The sequence below is a fragment of the Mesorhizobium sp. P2_F7 genome, assembly GCF_056403695.1.
Map to the genome: position 1 here is coordinate 873118 of NZ_JBFUFA010000002.1, position 17371 is coordinate 890488.

Genomic DNA, 17371 nt, shown 5'->3' on the forward strand with positions numbered 1-17371 from the left:
CAATGCGCTTCAGCCGAGTTCCTCGGCCAGTCCGATGAGATGCCCTTCAGGCCCGCGGATGTAGCAGAGCCGATACACGTCCTGGTAACGGACGACTTCGCCGACAAGCTGCGCGCCGCGCTTGCGGAGCCTTTCAAGCGTGTCGTCGATGTCGTCCACGGTAAACATGACGCGGAGGTAGCCCAGAGCGTTCACCGGGGCGTTGCGGTGATCGGCGACGACAGGCGGCGTGAGGAAGCGGGAGAGCTCGAGCCGGCTATGGCCATCCGGCGTGCGCATCATGGCAATCTCGACGCGCTGATCGCCCAGTCCGGTGACACGGCCGGACCATTCTCCTTCGATCGTCGCCCGCCCTTCGAACTCGAGGCCGAGTTCGCGAAAGAAGGCAATCGTCCCTTCGAGGTCCTCGACGACGATTCCGACATTGTCCATCCGTTTGACTGCCATATGTCCAACCTAACGCCATATGTTCGATCGGCAAGGCGTTGGCTGGTCACCAACGGACACTTCCTGACTCGGCTCGACCTCAAGTCTCACGCAACGCGGGCCGTCACAATTCAGCGAAGCGGTTGACGCGGCGCGAAAGGCCCGTCAATCATCTCGCCGAAGAACGGGCATCCCCGCAAAACGCGCCTCAACAAAAGATCCGAAAACAGGGAAGAAACGATGGAAAAAGCCGAAATCGGCCTGATCGGCCTTGGCACGATGGGCTCCAATCTGGCGCTCAACATTGCCGAGCACGGGCACCGCATCGCCGTCTTCAACCGCACCAGGGCGCGCACCGATGCTTTCCTTGAAAGCGCCGGCGCGCTAAGGGACAGGGTGGTGCCCTGCTACAGCCTTGAGGAACTCGCCGAATCCATCCGCCCGCCGCGGCCGATCATCATCATGGTGCTGGCCGGCAAGCCGGTCGACGAACAGATCGAAGCGCTGCGCGGCGTGCTGTCGGCCAATGACATCGTCATCGATGCCGGCAACGCCAATTTCCGCGACACGATGCGGCGCTTTTCAGAGCTGTCCGGCTCCGGCCTGACCTTTATCGGCATGGGCGTGTCCGGCGGCGAGGAAGGCGCGCGCCATGGGCCGTCGATCATGGTCGGCGGCACCGAAGAGTCCTGGAAGCGCGTCGAAAGCGTGCTGACCGCGATCTCGGCCAAGTTCAAGGACGAGCCGTGCGCTGCCTGGCTCGGCACCGACGGCGCCGGGCATTTCGTGAAAACCATCCACAACGGCATCGAATATGCCGACATGCAGATGATCGCTGAGATCTACGGCATATTGCGCGACGGTCTCGGCATGGGGCCGAAGGAGATCGGCGCCGTCTTTGAAAACTGGAACAAGGGCCGGCTCGATTCGTATCTGATCGAGATCACCGCCAAGGTTCTGGCCGCCGACGATGCGAAGACCGGCAAGCCGGTGGTCGATATCATCCTTGACCGGGCCGGCCAGAAGGGCACCGGCAAATGGTCGGTCATCGAGGCGCAGCAGCTCGGCATTCCGGCGACGGCGATCGAGGCTGCGGTGGCGGCGCGCTCGTTGTCATCGATCAAGGACGAGCGTCAGGCGGCGGAAAAGGCCTATGGCAATATCGGCGTGACCAGGATCTCCGGCGACAAGGCGGCACTTCTGAAAGACCTGGAGCTGGCGTTGCTCGCCGGCAAGATCGCCGCCTATGCGCAAGGTTTCGCGGTGATGAGCGGCGCTTCGAAGGAGTTCAACTGGAACCTGCCGATGCCGACCATCGCCAAGATCTGGCGCGCCGGCTGCATCATCCGCTCGCAGATGCTCGACACCATGGCGGAAGCCTTCGGCTCCGGCGGCGCCTCCACCAACCTTTTGATGGCGCCAGCCTTCATCACCATGATGCAGGAGGCGCATCCGTCGCTCCGGCGCATCGTCGCCAAGGCTTCCGAAGCCGGCTCGCCGGTCCCGGCTCTGGCGTCGGCGCTCGCCTATTTCGACAGCTATCGCCAGGGCCGCGGCACCTCGAACCTGATCCAGGCGCAGCGCGATTTCTTCGGCGCGCACGGCTTCGAGCGCATAGGCGAGCAGGGGGCATTCCATGGGCCATGGGGCAGTGGCGCTGCCGGCTAGATCCGGGGCTAACCGCGATAGGCGATGACGTCGCCCGGCTTGACCACGGTCTGCAAAGAGCCGGGTGCGCCGCCGCCTATCCAGCCTAGCACGGCGCGGGCAAGCTCGGTGCCCGCCAAGCGGAAGTCTTCGTTGACGATAAGCAACTCCCGGCGGAACAAATGCAGCAGTTCCGACGACTGCTTGGATACGACATCGACGTCGCGGCCGAGTTTCAGGCCCGCATCCTCGATGCCGGCGACGATGGCCAGCGTTGCGGGGGCAGCGCTGCTGACAAAACCGTCAGGCCTCACGTCGCGGCGCATCAGTTGCGCGGTCCGTGTCCTGATCTGATCGATCGACTGGTCGATTGAAACGGTATTGAACGGCACTTCGCTGGCGTCAACCTCGCCCAGCGCATCGGCAAAGCCGTTCACCGTGTGGCCGTAGTAGGTCAGCCCCACAGGCGGTGTCACCAGCGCCAGCCTGCGCCGGCCGATGCCGGCCAGATGGCGCACCGCCTCGGCGGCGAAGGCGTAGTTGTCGAAGTCATGATAGGGGTGCACCAGCCCCATATCGGTGCGGCCATGGGTGGCAAAGGGAATGCCGCGCTCCAGCATGTAGCGGGCGCGCGGATCATTGGGCTGCGTGCGCGAAATGATGACGCCGTCGGCCGAGCCGGACTCGACCAGGTACTTCACCGGATCCAGCGGATCCTGCGAGCGCGAATAGGGCGTGACGATCAGGTGATAGGGTGTGTCGGCAATGACCTCCGAGACACCGTAGATGATGTCGGAGACAAAGCTCATGATCTCGCGCTCGGTGTTGAGCACGAGGCTGATGACATTGGTCTTGCCGGTCCGCAGGCGCACGCCGGCACGGTTCGGGCGGTAGCCGATCTGCCTGGCGACGAGCTGAACGCGGCGCCTGGTCTCGGCGCCGATCTCGGGCGCATCCTTCAGCGCACGTGAGACGGTGGTGACTCCGAGCCCGGTCATGAAGGCAAGCGTCTTCAGCGTCGGGCGCTCATGCGCCGACGCCTCGTCGTCCTTGTCCGTCTGGTCCCTGTCCATTCGTCCCGCCCCGTCAGGCGCATAGCAGCCGCCGGACCAGTCGACAATCGCTTCGATGACGATATGGCACGGCCGTTCACCCGCCGAGCTTCAATATACTGAAACGTTACAGATTGCCAACATCGAGCCGCGCGGGTCTCTCAAGCCATGGTTTTGGCAGGGTTTTCGCGGCCAGGAACGTTGCGCGACCAACCAGGTTCCGGACGGTTTTCTTGCGCTGCAGCATGATTTTGCAGCGCAACAGCCGGTTTTGCGCGGAGTTTGCCGGCTTGCGCGCAATGAATTTGTTCGCGCCTCGAAAAAATATTGGACCGCGTTTACCTCAGGGGTTGCGCGCACCGCACAATTGCCGTATCGAAAATCTGTAACGTTTCAGATTCTGGGAGGAACCGAAATGCGCTATAAACTTTTGACCGCTGCTTTTGCCGCGACGGCCGCGCTGCAATTTGCCGGCCCGGCAGCAGCCACCGACCTGGAAGTCACCCATTGGTGGACGTCGGGCGGCGAGGCGGCGGCGGTTGCGGAACTGGCCAAGGCCTTCGATGCGACCGGCAATCACTGGGTCGACGGCGCCATTGCCGGCTCCGGCGGCACCGCGCGGCCGATCATGATCAGCCGCATCACCGGTGGTGATCCGATGGGCGCCACCCAGTTCAACCACGGCCGGCAGGCGGAGGAACTGGTGCAGGCCGGCCTGATGCGCGACCTCACCGACGTCGCCACCAAGGGCAAGTGGACGGAAATCGTGCGGCCGAAGAGCCTGCTCGACAGCTGCACCATCGACGGCAAGATCTATTGCGTGCCGGTCAACATCCATTCCTGGCAATGGCTGTGGCTGTCGAACGAGGCCTTCGCCAAGGCTGGCGTGCCGACGCCGAAGGACTGGAATGAGTTCGTCGCGGCAGCGCCGGCGCTGGAAAAGGCCGGCATCATCCCGCTCGCTGTTGGCGGACAGGCATGGCAGTCCTCCGGCGCCTTCGATGTGCTGCTGGCGGCCGTGGGCGGCTCCGATGCATTCCTCAAGGTCTACAAGGACAAGGACGCCAAATTTGCCGCCGGCCCCGAGATCGCCAAGGTGTTCAAGGCCGCCGACGATGCCCGCAAGATGGCCAAGAACACCAATGTGCAGGACTGGAACCAGGCAACCAATCTGGTCATCACCGGCAAGGCCGGCGGCCAGATCATGGGCGACTGGGCGCAAGGCGAATTCCAGGTTGCCGGCAAGGTCGCCGGCAAGGATTACACCTGCTTGCCGGGCCTCGGCCTGAACGAAGTGATCGCCACAGGCGGCGACGCCTTCTACTTCCCGCTGCTCAAGGATGCCGACAAGTCCAAGGCGCAGGAAGTGCTGGCCGAAACGCTGCTCGACCCCAAGACGCAGGTCGCCTTCAACCTCAAGAAGGGCTCGCTGCCGGTGCGCGGCGACGTCGATCTGAACGCCGCCAATGACTGCATGAAGAAGGGCCTCGCCATCCTCGCCAAGGGCGCCGTCATCCCGTGGACGGACCAGCTGATGTCGCAGGACACCCAGAAGCAGAAAGAGGATCTCTTCGCTGAATTCTTCGCCAAGCCCGACATGACCGTCGAAGAGGCGCAGAAGCGCTTCGCCGACCTCATCGCGGCGGCAGACTGACGTTGGAGGCAATCCACCTCGCTCCCGGCCTTGCCACAAGCAGGGCCGGGATCGCACTGCCCTTACCCAGCCGGCTGACGAGATGAGCAAGAGCGAACGCCCCAACCCGCTGTTCCGCAACCTCAATGCGAAGGTCGCTTCGATCCCGATGATCCTCACCGCGTCGGTGGTCTTCGTTGGCGGCACGTTGTGGACGGTGCTCTATTCCTTCACCAATTCGAAGTTGTTGCCGCGGCTGAATTTTGTCGGACTCGATCAGTATTACCGGCTGTGGTCGACACCGCGCTGGCTGATCTCGATCGAGAATCTCTTGATCTATGGCGCGATCTCGCTGGTGTTCTCGCTGGTCATCGGCTTCCTGCTTGCGGCACTGCTCGACCAGAAGATCCGCTTCGAGGACACGTTCCGCACCATCTTCCTCTATCCGTTCGCGCTGTCCTTCATCGTCACCGGCCTGGTCTGGCAGTGGCTGCTCAATCCGGATTTCGGCATCCAGCATGTGGTGCGGGACCTCGGCTGGACGAGCTTCAGCTTCGACCCGCTCTATAATTCCAGCATCGTCATCTACGGCATTTCGATCGCGGCGCTGTGGCAAGGCACCGGGCTCATCATGTGCCTGATGCTGGCCGGCCTGCGCGGGATCGACGAGGATATCTGGAAAGCGGCGCGGGTCGACGGCATCCCGATGTGGAAGACCTATCTGTTCATCGTCATCCCAATGATGCGGCCGGTCTTCATCACCACGCTGGTCATCATCGCGTCCGGCATAGTCAAGGTCTACGACCTTGTGGTGGCCCAGACCAGCGGCGGTCCCGGCATCGCCTCCGAAGTTCCGGCAAAGTATGTCTACGACTACATGTTCTTCGCCCAGAATCTCGGCCAGGGCTTTGCCGCATCGACCATGATGCTGCTCTCGGTGGTGATCGTCATCGTGCCATGGGCTTATCTCGAATTCGGAGGCAAGAAGCGTGGCTGACCCGGCCGTCACCTTGCCCGCCGGCGCGGGTGCCGCCGAGCGCGAAGCCTTGGGGCCGCGCGGGCCGAAGCCGCGGCATGTCTTCTCGCGCCGCAACATCTTCCTTTATGGCACGCTGTTCGTGATGGCGGTCTACTATTTGCTGCCGCTTTACGTGATGGTCGTCACCTCGCTCAAGGGCATGCCCGAGATACGGCTCGGCAACATCTTTGCGCCGCCGCTCGAAATCACCTTCGAGCCGTGGGTCAAAGCTTGGGCGACGGCCTGCACCGGCCTCAATTGCGACGGGCTTTCACGCGGCTTCTGGAATTCGGTGCGCATCACCGTCCCCTCGGTGCTGCTGTCGATCGCGATTGCCTCGGTCAACGGCTATGCGCTCGCCAACTGGCGCTTCAAGGGCGCCGACACATTCTTCGTCATCCTGATCGTCGGCGCTTTCATCCCCTACCAGGTGATGATCTATCCGATCGTCATCATCCTGCGCGAGATCGGCCTCTATGGCAGCCTGAGCGGCCTGGTGATCGTCCATTCCATTTTCGGCATGCCGATCCTGACCCTGTTGTTCCGCAACTACTTTGCGTCGATGCCGGAGGAACTGTTCCGCGCGGCGCGTGTCGACGGCGCCGGCTTCTGGGGCATCTTCCTGCGCATCATGGCGCCGATGTCGCTGCCGATCTTCGTCGTCGCCATCATCCTGCAGGTCACCGGCATCTGGAACGACTTCCTGTTCGGCGTCGTCTACACCCGTCCCGACACCTATCCGATGACGGTGCAGCTCAACAACATCGTCAATTCGGTACAAGGCGTGAAGGAGTACAACGTCAACATGGCCGCCACCATCCTGACCGGCCTTGTGCCACTCATCGTCTACTTCATCTCCGGCAAGCTTTTCGTGCGCGGCATCGCCGCCGGTGCGGTGAAAGGGTGATGGCGATGACGGCAGCCAACGGCACCAGCGTTTCGATCCAGGACCTGTCGCTCAATTTCGGCGCTGTATCGGTGCTGCAGACGCTCAACCTCGATGTCGCCGAGGGCGAGTTCATCGTCCTGCTCGGTCCCTCGGGCTGCGGCAAGTCGACCTTGCTCAACTGCATCGCCGGCCTGCTCGACATTTCCGAAGGCCGCATCTTCATCAAGGGCAAGAACGTCACCTGGGAGGAGCCCAAGGACCGCGGCATCGGCATGGTGTTCCAGTCCTATGCGCTCTATCCGCAAATGACGGTGGAGAAGAACCTGTCCTTCGGCCTGCGCGTTGCCGGCGTGCCAAAGGACGAGATCGCCAAGCGCATCGCGCGCGCCGCCGAGATCCTGCAGATCGAGCCGCTGCTGCAGCGCAAGCCCGCAGCCTTGTCCGGCGGTCAGCGCCAGCGCGTGGCGATTGGGCGGGCGCTGGTGCGCGACGTCGACGTCTTCCTGTTCGACGAGCCGCTGTCCAATCTCGATGCCAAGCTGCGCGCCGAGCTGCGCGTCGAGATCAAGCTTCTGCACCGCAATCTGCAGAACACCATGATCTACGTCACCCACGACCAGATCGAGGCAATGACGCTGGCCGATCGCATTGCGGTGATGAAAGGCGGCGTCATCCAGCAGCTCGATGCACCGCAGACGATCTACAACCGCCCGGTCAACCGCTTCGTCGCCGGCTTCCTCGGCTCGCCGGCGATGAATTTCCTCGAAGGGCAGATGGAGGCCGGTCCGACGTTCAAGACCGACGGTGTTTCGGTGCCGCTGGAGCGCTATGCCTTTGACGGTACGGAGCGTCCGACCGGCGCTTGCGTGCTCGGCATCCGGCCCGAACACATCGCCTTCGGTGACGCGGCGAAGTCGATGCCGTTTTCCGCCAGCGGTTCGGTCGAGATCGTCGAGCCGATGGGTTCCGACACGCTGGTGTGGACAAAACTCGGCGGCCGCAACCTCTCGTTCCGCGTCGAGGCGGAACGGACGCTGAGCAGCGGCGACCCGGTCCAGTTCGGGTTCGACCCGGCGCGCGCCTCGCTGTTCGATGCGGCGACCGGCAATCGCCTCTAATTTTCGAGAATCATCCCAATCACATCCCCCAAGAACGATCCCCCAAGACCCACCACCCAAGAAACGGACAGAGACGATGAACTGGTCATTCCAACTCTACAGCGCCCGCAATTTCCTGCCCTGGGACGGCATCCTGAAAATGCTGGGCAAGCTCGGCTACAAGGAAGTCGAAGGCTTTGGCGGCGTCTATGATGACCCCAAGGCGTTCCGCGCCGAACTCGACAAGAACGGGCTTGCGATGCCGACCGGGCATTTCTCGATCGATGCGCTGGAGAATGATTTCGATGGCGTGCGCAAGACAGCCGATGCGCTCGGCATTACGCTGGTCATCTGTCCCTATCTCCTGGCCGAGCAGCGGCCGGCCGATGCTGCCGGCTGGCGTGGCTTTGGCGAGCGTCTGGCCAAGGTCGGCGAAACCGCCAAAAAGGCCGGCTACGGCTTTGCCTGGCACAATCATGATTTCGAGTTCAAGAAGCTCGCCGACGGTTCGGTGCCGCAGGACCACATCCTGTCGGCCGCACCTGATATCGGCTGGGAGATGGACGTCGCCTGGGTGATCCGCGGCGGCGTCGATCCGCTGCCGTGGATCGAAAAGCACGGCAAGCGCATCAGCGCCGTCCATGTCAAGGACATGCCCAAACCGGGCCAAGGGCTCGACGAGGATGGCTGGGCGGATGTCGGCCACGGCACCATCGATTGGGCCGGCCTGATCAAGGCGCTGCGTGCCAAGACCCCGGCCAAGTACTACGTCATGGAACAGGACAACCCCAACGACATCGAGCGCTTCGCCAGCCGCTCGCTCGCTTCCGTCAAGGCTTACTAGGAACAACGATCATGGCAAAGAAACTGGGTATCGGCGTCATCGGCTGCGGCAACATCTCGAAGGCGTATTTTTCGCTGGCGCCGCTGTTTCGCGGCATCGAGATGCGCGCCTGCGCGGACATCAACATGGACGCGGCCAAGGCACGGGCGAAGGAGTTCAAGCTGCGCGCCGAGACCGTCGACGAACTGCTCAAGGACGACGAGATCGACATCATCGTCAACCTGACCATCCCGGCGGTGCATTACGAGGTGTCGAAGCAGATCCTCGACGCCGGCAAGCATGTCTATTCGGAAAAGCCGTTCGTGCTGTCGATCAAGGAAGGGCTCGACCTGAAAAGCCGCGCCGAGAAGAAGGGCCTGCGCATCGGCTCGGCCCCGGACACTTTCCTTGGCGGCGCGCACCAGCTGGTGCGCAACCTCATCGACAATGGCACGCTGGGCAAGATCACCAGCGGCACCTGCCACGTCATGGGTCACGGCATGGAGCACTGGCACCCCAACCCGGATTTCTTCTTCCAGCCGGGTGCCGGGCCGGTGCTCGATATCGGGCCTTACTACATCACCAACCTGATCCAGCTGATCGGGCCGGTGAAGCAGGTGGCGGCCGTTGCGACGACGCCTGCCAAGGAACGCACCATCAGCTCAAAGCCGCGTGCGGGTGAAAAGGTCCCGGTCAACACGCCGACGACCATCCACGGCCTTCTCGAGTTCGAGAACGGCGCGGTGATTACGCTCAACACCAGCTGGGACGTCTGGAGCCATGGCCATGCGCCGATGGAACTCTATGGCGAGGCCGGTACGGTGTATGTGCCGGATCCGAATTTCTTTGGCGGCGACGTGCGCATCACCGAGGCGGCCAAGCCGGTGAAGAAACTGCCGAAATGGAAGCATCCGTTCGGCGTGCCGAACGAAATGCACGGCCAGGGCATGATGGCCAATTACCGCACCGCAGGCCTTGCCGACATGGCGCTGGCGATCGCCGAGGGCCGGCCGCACCGTTGCTCGATGGAACTGGCGCTGCATGCTGTCGACGTCATGACCGGCCTGTTGCGGTCGGGCGAGACCGGCAAGTTCGTCGCCATGCAGACCACATGCGAGCGGCCGGCGGCGCTCGGCGTCAAGGACGCAAAAGGGCTGTTGGCGAAGAAGAAATGAGGTAGAAGGGTGTCGGCGCTCGCGCCGACACCCATTCAATCCAGGATATGTACCCATGCGCTGGCAGCCGGCTGAAAACCGCTATGAGAAAATGGTCTACAACAGGTGCGGGCGATCCGGCCTGAAACTGCCGGCGATCTCGCTCGGGCTGTGGCACAATTTCGGCAACGACACGCCGCACAAGACCAAGCAGGCGATTGCGCGCAAGGCCTTCGATCTCGGCATCACCCATTTCGACCTCGCCAACAATTACGGCCCGCCGCCCGGCTCGGCGGAAACCGCCTTCGGCGAAATCCTGCGCACCGATTTCGCCGGCTATCGCGACGAGCTGATCATCTCGACCAAGGCTGGCTACGAGATGTGGGCCGGTCCTTACGGCGAATGGGGCAGCCGCAAATATGTGCTGGCCAGCCTCGACCAGAGCCTGAAGCGGATGGGGCTCGACTATGTCGACATCTTTTATTCGCATCGCTTCGACCCCGACACGCCACTCGAAGAAACGATGGGCGCGCTCGACCATGCGGTGCGTTCGGGCAAGGCGCTCTATGCCGGTATCTCGTCCTATAATTCGCAGCGTACGCGCGAAGCGGCCGACATATTGAAGCAGCTCGGCACGCCCTGCATCATCCATCAGCCGAGCTATTCGATGCTCAACCGCTGGGTCGAAGAGGATGGGCTGCTCGATACGTTGGAAGGGCTCGGCGTCGGCTCGATCGTGTTCTCGCCGCTGGCGCAAGGCATGCTGACCGACAAATATCTGGGCGGCATTCCCGAGGGCAGCCGCGCTTCCCAGGGCAAGTCGCTGCGGCCGGCCTTCATCAACGACAAGACCATCGCCAACATCCAGGCGCTGAATAAGATTGCCGGCAAGCGCGGCCAGACACTGGCGCAGATGGCTTTGGCCTGGGTGCTGCGCAAGGGCCGGGTGACCTCAGCGCTGATCGGCGCCAGCCGGCCGGAGCAGGTCGAAGACTGCGTCGGCGCGCTCAAGGTGCTCGAGTTCAGCGACGCCGAACTCGCCGAGATCGACACTTATGCGCGCGAGTCCGATATCAATCTGTGGGCGGCTTCAGCGGAACGCAAGGGTCCGCCGCGGAAGTAAGCTAAAAACACAGCCGGCAAACGATACGAATGCAAACGGCGGGAATATCCCGCCGTTTGCATTTTCATGAGACGATGAACCGCTCTTGCCTCAGGGTTTCTTGGCGGTGCCGAGGCCGGCCTTGGGCGCTGGCGCGGCGGCCGGAGCCGGGGTCTTCATCTTGGCCTCGATCCAGCCGGTGTAGTTGGCCAGCCGCGTGTAGATGCCATAGGCGTTCTTGTGGCCGCAGGCGGCGGTGCCGTCGGACGGGCCTTCGCCCCAGCTGACAACGCCGACCTGGACCGGACCGTCGGCGCCGGTCATGAACAGCGGACCGCCGCTGTCGCCGTTGCAGGCGTCGCGTTCGCCGCTGTCGGTGCCGGCGCAGATCATGTTCTTGGTCAGCGGATCGGACATGTCGGCGGCAATCGCATTGGCGGCGGCCTCGATGCCCTTTTCCGAATAACGCATGCGGTGCGAGAGATCGCCGAGCGCCGCCTTCAGGTCATGCGCGTAGATCGACTTGATGCCGCTGTTGCAGGCGGCGCTCGGCTCGAGATCGAGATCGGCCACCATCAGCGCGGTCGGGAAGGTCCCGTCCTGCATCTTGCCCCAGCCGATGACGGTGGTCTTGCCGCTGTCGGGCGTCGGCTCGTTGGTGATCTTGATGACCGGTGCGTCGGCGGGCTCCGCCAGCCGGAGCAGGCCGAGGTCGTTGTCCAGCGTCTGTTCGCTGTAGCCCTCGTTGACGATAACCTCGACCACCTTGTAGCGCTTGCCTTCGGTGAGATCGGTGGCGCCGGTCAGCACGGTCACCGTGTCGGGCGAAATCGGCCGGCCCTTGTCGTTCAGGCAGTGCGCCGCTGTCAGCACCCATTGCGGCGCGATCAGGCTGCCGCCGCAAAATTGCGCGTTCGGCTGCGAGGCGGGGCTGGGGTCCAGCCGGGCGGTGGTCAGCAGCGCCACCTGGAACGGATAGGCGCCCTTGTCGGCTTCCTTGCCGCCATAGACTCGGTCGGCGCCGTCAGGATTCTCGGCCTTGGCCTTGTCCCGGGCTTCGGCGACGCGTTGCATCGGCGAGACCGCCGCTTCCGGCCTGACGGCGGCGTCGGCCGCATGCAGCGCGTTGACGGCGGGGAAAGCGGCTGCGATGCCCAACAGCGATGCAGCGGCGAGCGGCCTGAACCGATGGATAATGTTCACCTTGAAACCTCCTGAGATGAAAATTGGCGGGCCATACCAACCTAGCGCAAAATCAGCGTAAGCGAACCCGGTACGCCGCTCGCACCTTGCGCCATATCAAACGGCGCGCGAGCGGTCATAAAACCGAATACCACTTTTGCTAATCGTGCCCAGTCGGGCAGAGCCCACCCAAACCCTATAGCCCCCCACGGGCTACGCGGAAGCGATTTGTCATTGCCAATGTTGGATTATTTTAGGCAGTATATCGACGCGGATGCGTTTGGCGGAGGGCTTTAACGAGGCCGCCCGGAACGATGATCCGACACGGGCGGGTAACCAAACTGATTTTTTTACGCCACCACGATCTCGACAATATTTCTGTATTTTGATCCACTCCTTGCTGACTTTTGGGAGAGTCTCACCATGACGAAACTGACAAGCACTATCATTGCGTCCGCATTGCTATCCACCGCACTGTGGACGATGCCCGCCTTCGCCGCCGATCCCGGTTCCGCGAATGCCGGCAATGGCGAAAGCATGCGCGATGTGGGTACGGGCGACTACCAGCCTGGCCGGGCAAAACCGATCGCCCCGCCGAAGCTGACCGAAGACGAAGCCAGCCGGGCAGCGCCGCTGACCGATGAGGCGACGGCGGTCAAATCCTATGGCATCGTCGGCCGTTCCGCCGATGGCAAGGACATCAAGATCGATGCCGGCGAGACGCTGAAGGACCTTGTCATCAAGGAACTGAATGCGCCGGCTAACGCACCGGCCGCCGACAAGACCGGACTGACGGGCGGCGACGAAGCCGGCCGCCAGGTGTTCGGCGAAGACGACCGCGAGCAGATCAAGAACACCAAGACCTATCCATTCACCGCGATCGGCTATATCGAAGGCAAAGCCAAGAGCGGCTATGGCAGCTGCTCGGGGACCTTGATCGGTCCGCGCACGGTGCTCACCGCCGCGCATTGCCTCTACAGCAATGAAGACAAGGCCTGGCTCGACGACGTCATCTTCGTGCCGTCGCTCAACGGCAACACTGCCGACGATGCACCGTTCGGCGCTTTCAGCTATGAGAGCGTCTATATCCTGCAGGGTTTCATCGACAATTATCAGGGCTACTACGGCTCGGTCATTCCGTGGGATCTCGGCATCATCACGCTGAAGCAGGATATCGGCACCAATCTCGGCTGGCTGGGTTATGCCAACTATGAGAATCTGGGCGATTTCACCGCCAACATCGTCGGTTACCCCGGCGACAAGCCGATGGGTACGATGTGGAAGGCGACCTGCGAAGTGCACGCCGAAAACATCGGTGTGGAGTATTTCCAATACGACTGCGACACCTATCCGGGGTCGAGCGGCAGCTCGGTCTACGCCTATGACAATGGCGCCAAGCAGCGCGTCGTCACCGGCGTGAACGTGGCCGAAAGCCCCAACGCCAACACCGCGGTGCGCTTGAACGCCGCCAACGTGCAGTGGATCAACGGCCTGTACAAATAGGCCAGATCTTTCGCCGGCAAACTGCGGCGAGAACCGGCAATACCGAACCGGCGGCGGGACTTTCCCGCTGCCGGTTTTTTGCATCGAAATCGCTCCCTTGCACAGTTTTGCAGCGACGCTTACGCTAGGCGATCCAAGGGGTTGGGAACGATGGCACGGGCAAAAATGATCTTCGGGGTCAGGGCGATGGCGGCTGCATCGATGCTGGCCGCGCTGACATGTTTTCCGGCGGCGGCCGATCAAGACGGTCCCTCACCTGGCGCCTGGGCCGAGCGGGTGCAAATCCTCTACCAGAGCCAGACGCGGTCGGTGCTGCGCAAGAACGTCCGAGTCTGGGATTTCCATCCGGAGATAGGCCTGGATTTCGTCTGGGAGCCGGCCGCCGGCCAGTCACCGGACAGGACGGTCACGGCCGACGGTACCGTCAACGGCAAGGGCAGGCTGGTCTGGCGGGTGCGCGGCTCGGCGAGCTATGACCCCAAGACCATCTATTCCAGCTATTTCGGCGAGATCAGGAATGGCCGGCCCGATGGGCAAGGCCGGCTGGAACTGCGATCAGGCGAGATACTCGACGGCCAGTGGGTCGCCGGCCGGCTCGACGGTCACGGCATCCATGTCGATGCCGACGGCAACCGCTATGAAGGGCAATTCAAGGCTGGTGTGCCAAATGGCGAGGGCCGGCTGGAGACGAAGACTGGCGAAATATTTGTCGGCTTGTTTGCCGACGGGCTGAAGAACGGTAAGGGCCGCACCCGGCTGCCGGGCGGCACCGTCTATGAATCGCAATGGGCGATGGGCAAGGAGATCGGCGGCGCGCGCCCCGACGTGCTGGCCGATGCCCGAGTGGGCGGGTTGCTCAAGGCGCAAACCGGCGGCGGCGCCGCAGACAAGGTCGAGATCGGCATTGCCGTCGACCAGCGCATGACGCAGCAGGCCGACATGCAGTACCAGCATCTTGTGCGCGACGAAGACATCGCGATCTATCCGGTGGCGGACGAATACAATGACGCCTGGAACGGCACCGGGCAGATTCGTACCGGCAATGTCTATGACGGCATGGATTGGGAGCAGGCGGCGGCCTTCGCCGAAGTCGACCTCAAGACCACCGATCAGTCCAGGGTCAAGCTCGACAGCCTGGAAATGAAGGTTGCTTCCAGCGAAGCTTACCGCAAGCCAATGTTGTCGATCAGCGAGCACTATGGCTGTGTCGGTTTCCGCCCCGATTTCTCGATCGTCAACAATGGCTGGGGCGATGTGAAGGACATGAAGATGTCGATCCAGTTCACCAGGACCGACGAGGAAGACAACACGACCGGCGAACCGAGCCGCATGTTCACCAAGGACATCGGCACTTTCGGCGACGGTGTCGACGTCTCGGTCAAGAACGTGCTGGCCGAGGCCGGCGTCGATACGACAACGCTCGAAACCGAGCGCTTCACTTGCCCATCGAGGGACGCGCTCGACGTCTGCCGCGCCCAGGTCGCCAACAAGGTCAAGTTTGGCGACGTCGCCGATTACATCAATGGCAGCGTCGAGAAGATGAGCGTCACCGGGATCGGCAAGCTCGATTATTCCTGGGCCGACGACCAGGGCAATGTCTCTCAACAGAGCGAGCCGTTTCGCGTCGTCGTCTCGTTGGTCAGCATCGAGGTCCCGGAATCGCTCGCCGAATGCGGCGATGGCGGCGGCTCATCGCCCGAAGCGCTACGCTACCAGAACATCGAATTCCCGATCGGCAAGACCGACTACAGCATCCCCATGCCGCTGCGCGGCAACAAGAATCTCAGCGCCTACACGGCCCGGCTGAAGATGTGGTCGTCTATGTCGTCGATCCATCGTTTCAGCATTGCCGCGCATTTCGCCGACGGCAGCACGCGCGAGAGCAAGCCGGCAACATTCTTCTATTTCCGGCCGAAGCAATCGCTGTTCGAAACCAGGACCAAGCCTGCGGTCTGCTATCTGCCCGCCGATCTGGAGGGCTGCTGAGAGACCGTTTGGAAATTCTACTCTGGCGGCCATCTGAAGGCGGTTTCTGCGCTTCCGGTGCTCACGGACCCAAATGTCCGCTGCGCTCCGGTTCTCGAAACCACCATCATATGACTCACCAGAGCGAATCTCGAAACGGTCTCTGCGGCCTGTATGGCGCTTTGGCTAATAACTATTTCGAGCCCATCTCGAAATAATTGGGCAGCGGGATCAGCCTCGCAAAGATTGTGCCCTGGCTGAACACCCTGAGTTCCAGCATCGACCCGGACGATCGCTCGGCCTTCTGGTCGAACAGGAAATTGCCGAGCGAATAGATCTCCGCGACATCGCCACCGGCGAGCGGCAGGATCGCCTCGCTCGACACATGCGGATGGCCGCCGATGATGGCGGTGACGCCGCGCAGCCGCATCTGGTCGGCCAGCATCTCCTCGCGCGGCGACGGTTCGGTCTTGTACTCGCGTCCCCAATGGACAAAGGCAACCACCGGCCGCTCGGCATTGTCGTGCAACAGCCGGTCGAGCAAGGCAGGCGTCAAAAGGTCGGTGTTCCTGGAGCCGTTGGTGTCGATGTCGGTCAGCCCGACAAGGTCGAGATCGGCAAGTGCTTGCGTCTCGCCCTGGCCGAAATGGGCGATGCCGGCAGCATCGAGCGCGCTCAGCGTCTCGGCATAACCGGACGGGCCGAGGTCATAGGCGTGATTGTTGGCGAGGCTGACGGCGGCGACATGCAATCTCTTCAACATGCCGATGGCGAGATCGGCTGGCATCGCCAGCGTCATGTCGTCGATCGCTTCGGGCACGTTGGGCAGGATGACGCCTTCGAGATTGACGATCAGCGGCCTTGACCGGGTCAGGGCAAGCACGCTGTCGACGATCTTCTCGGCAATGCCGTCGCGGACCAGGACCTTCTTCATGGCGCGGCCGAAATTCACGTCGCCGGCGAAATAATAGAGCTTGTCGTTTGGCCGGGTCGGATTGTTGAAGCCAGGACCAAAGGTGCCGAACAGGGCCACGACATAGCTGGTGGTGCGCTCGACATAGTCGCTCGAATGCGCTTGCGAATTCTCGTTGGCGACGACCAGCGGCTGAGCGCCGAACAGTTCGCGCTGCAGCCTGGTCTGGATGTACAGCGCGCCGACTGAGTCGGCGTGCGCTGGCTGCTGCAGCGCCGCAATCCCGCCGAGCGAGCCTGCGGCGAGCATGTTCAGCGTCTGCTGGTCGAAACGCCGCGCCTCATGCTGAGGCAGATAGTGCGAGAAATCGGTGGATTCGACGATCAGCGTGTCCTTGTCGACGATCGCTTTCAGAGCCTCCGCCAGCCGATCCCAGTCGGCCCGCTTGGCTTTGACCGACATCGCCACTGGCACGATTTCAGCCTCGGGAAAATAGTGGTGCAGGAAGGGCAGCATGGCCTGCACGCCATGCTCTTTGGCAAACAGGCAGGATTCTTCGACCGTGTCGTTGTTCGCTTCGAGAAGGCGCACGGCCGCTGTGTCGGCGTGGACCGGGCCAAGCGGTGTCTCGAAACCGCGCGTCGTGGTGGCGAAGAGCTTTTGCGTCTTGTGGAAATGGTCCGGCGACAGGATGACGATGCGCTTGTAGCGGAAGTCGGACGCGGCATGGAAACCGAGTGCAACGAGGTCGGCGGCCAGCAGGTGGTGCGGCACGGTTATGCCGGTGAGGCGCTGGTTGGACGGGTCGATTTTGGTGGCGCTGGCGATGGCGTCGGTGAAGGGGGTAGCGTCGTCATAGAAGGATGGGAAGTTCTCTGTGCCTTGTGGGCAGGCGACGGGCGCCGCGAATGCGTGAAGGGGAAACACGAGAGCGATTGCAAAGATCAGAAGAATGATAGTCCGCGCC

General features: G+C 62.5%; 14 protein-coding genes. 10 read left to right on the top strand and 4 right to left on the bottom strand.

What is annotated here, in order from left to right:
- Positions 1–9 precede the first annotated feature (9 nt).
- Positions 10–447, bottom strand: coding sequence for a VOC family protein (locus AC1DZ8_RS09660; RefSeq protein ID WP_477309820.1), 438 nt, complete (start codon positions 445–447; stop codon positions 10–12).
- A 219-nt stretch (positions 448–666) separates the two neighbouring features.
- Here AC1DZ8_RS09660 and gndA point away from each other — a divergent pair, with 219 nt between their 5' ends.
- On the top strand, positions 667–2094 hold the full coding sequence (gene gndA, locus AC1DZ8_RS09665; RefSeq protein ID WP_477309821.1) for an NADP-dependent phosphogluconate dehydrogenase: 1428 nt from the start codon (positions 667–669) through the stop codon (positions 2092–2094).
- A gap of 8 nt (positions 2095–2102) precedes the next feature.
- Here the strand turns inward: gndA and AC1DZ8_RS09670 are convergent, their stop codons facing one another.
- Complete coding sequence (locus tag AC1DZ8_RS09670; protein WP_477309822.1) at positions 2103–3146, bottom strand: LacI family transcriptional regulator; 1044 nt, start codon at positions 3144–3146, stop codon at positions 2103–2105.
- A gap of 394 nt (positions 3147–3540) precedes the next feature.
- Between AC1DZ8_RS09670 and AC1DZ8_RS09675 the strand changes: the two genes are divergently transcribed.
- From AC1DZ8_RS09675 to mgrA, 7 genes are all read left to right on the top strand, one after another.
- On the top strand, positions 3541–4779 hold the full coding sequence (locus AC1DZ8_RS09675) for an ABC transporter substrate-binding protein (protein WP_477309823.1): 1239 nt from the start codon (positions 3541–3543) through the stop codon (positions 4777–4779).
- An 82-nt stretch (positions 4780–4861) separates the two neighbouring features.
- Positions 4862–5755 (top strand): carbohydrate ABC transporter permease, encoded by an 894-nt coding sequence (locus AC1DZ8_RS09680; RefSeq protein ID WP_142870207.1) that lies wholly within the window; start codon positions 4862–4864, stop codon positions 5753–5755.
- The gene (locus AC1DZ8_RS09685) at positions 5748–6683 is read left to right on the top strand and encodes a carbohydrate ABC transporter permease (protein ID WP_477309824.1); all 936 of its coding nucleotides are present in this window, start codon (positions 5748–5750) and stop codon (positions 6681–6683) included. Before AC1DZ8_RS09680 ends, AC1DZ8_RS09685 begins: the two co-directional genes overlap by 8 nt.
- 5 nt (positions 6684–6688) lie before the next feature.
- Entirely contained in the window at positions 6689–7783 is a 1095-nt protein-coding gene (locus tag AC1DZ8_RS09690; RefSeq protein ID WP_477309838.1) for an ABC transporter ATP-binding protein, read from the top strand.
- A gap of 76 nt (positions 7784–7859) precedes the next feature.
- Positions 7860–8606, top strand: coding sequence for a sugar phosphate isomerase/epimerase family protein (locus AC1DZ8_RS09695; RefSeq protein WP_477309825.1), 747 nt, complete (start codon positions 7860–7862; stop codon positions 8604–8606).
- 11 nt (positions 8607–8617) lie between these two features.
- Positions 8618–9760 (top strand): Gfo/Idh/MocA family protein, encoded by a 1143-nt coding sequence (locus tag AC1DZ8_RS09700; RefSeq protein WP_477309826.1) that lies wholly within the window; start codon positions 8618–8620, stop codon positions 9758–9760.
- 55 nt (positions 9761–9815) lie between these two features.
- Positions 9816–10862 carry an L-glyceraldehyde 3-phosphate reductase gene (mgrA, locus tag AC1DZ8_RS09705; RefSeq protein WP_477309827.1) on the top strand — a complete coding sequence of 349 codons (1047 nt, stop codon included), beginning with the start codon at positions 9816–9818 and terminating at the stop codon, positions 10860–10862.
- Between the two features lie 90 nt (positions 10863–10952).
- Here the strand turns inward: mgrA and AC1DZ8_RS09710 are convergent, their stop codons facing one another.
- Positions 10953–12044 (bottom strand): S1 family serine peptidase, encoded by a 1092-nt coding sequence (locus AC1DZ8_RS09710; RefSeq protein ID WP_477400777.1) that lies wholly within the window; start codon positions 12042–12044, stop codon positions 10953–10955.
- A 402-nt stretch (positions 12045–12446) separates the two neighbouring features.
- Here AC1DZ8_RS09710 and AC1DZ8_RS09715 point away from each other — a divergent pair, with 402 nt between their 5' ends.
- On the top strand, positions 12447–13526 hold the full coding sequence (locus AC1DZ8_RS09715) for a trypsin-like serine peptidase (protein ID WP_477309829.1): 1080 nt from the start codon (positions 12447–12449) through the stop codon (positions 13524–13526).
- Between the two features lie 150 nt (positions 13527–13676).
- On the top strand, positions 13677–15512 hold the full coding sequence (locus tag AC1DZ8_RS09720; RefSeq protein WP_477309830.1) for an MORN repeat-containing protein: 1836 nt from the start codon (positions 13677–13679) through the stop codon (positions 15510–15512).
- Positions 15513–15684: 172 nt separating this feature from the next.
- On the opposite strand, the gene amrB is transcribed toward AC1DZ8_RS09720, so the two are convergent.
- The gene (amrB, locus tag AC1DZ8_RS09725) at positions 15685–17331 is read right to left on the bottom strand and encodes an AmmeMemoRadiSam system protein B (RefSeq protein WP_477400792.1); all 1647 of its coding nucleotides are present in this window, start codon (positions 17329–17331) and stop codon (positions 15685–15687) included.
- Between the last annotated feature and the right edge of the window lie 40 nt (positions 17332–17371).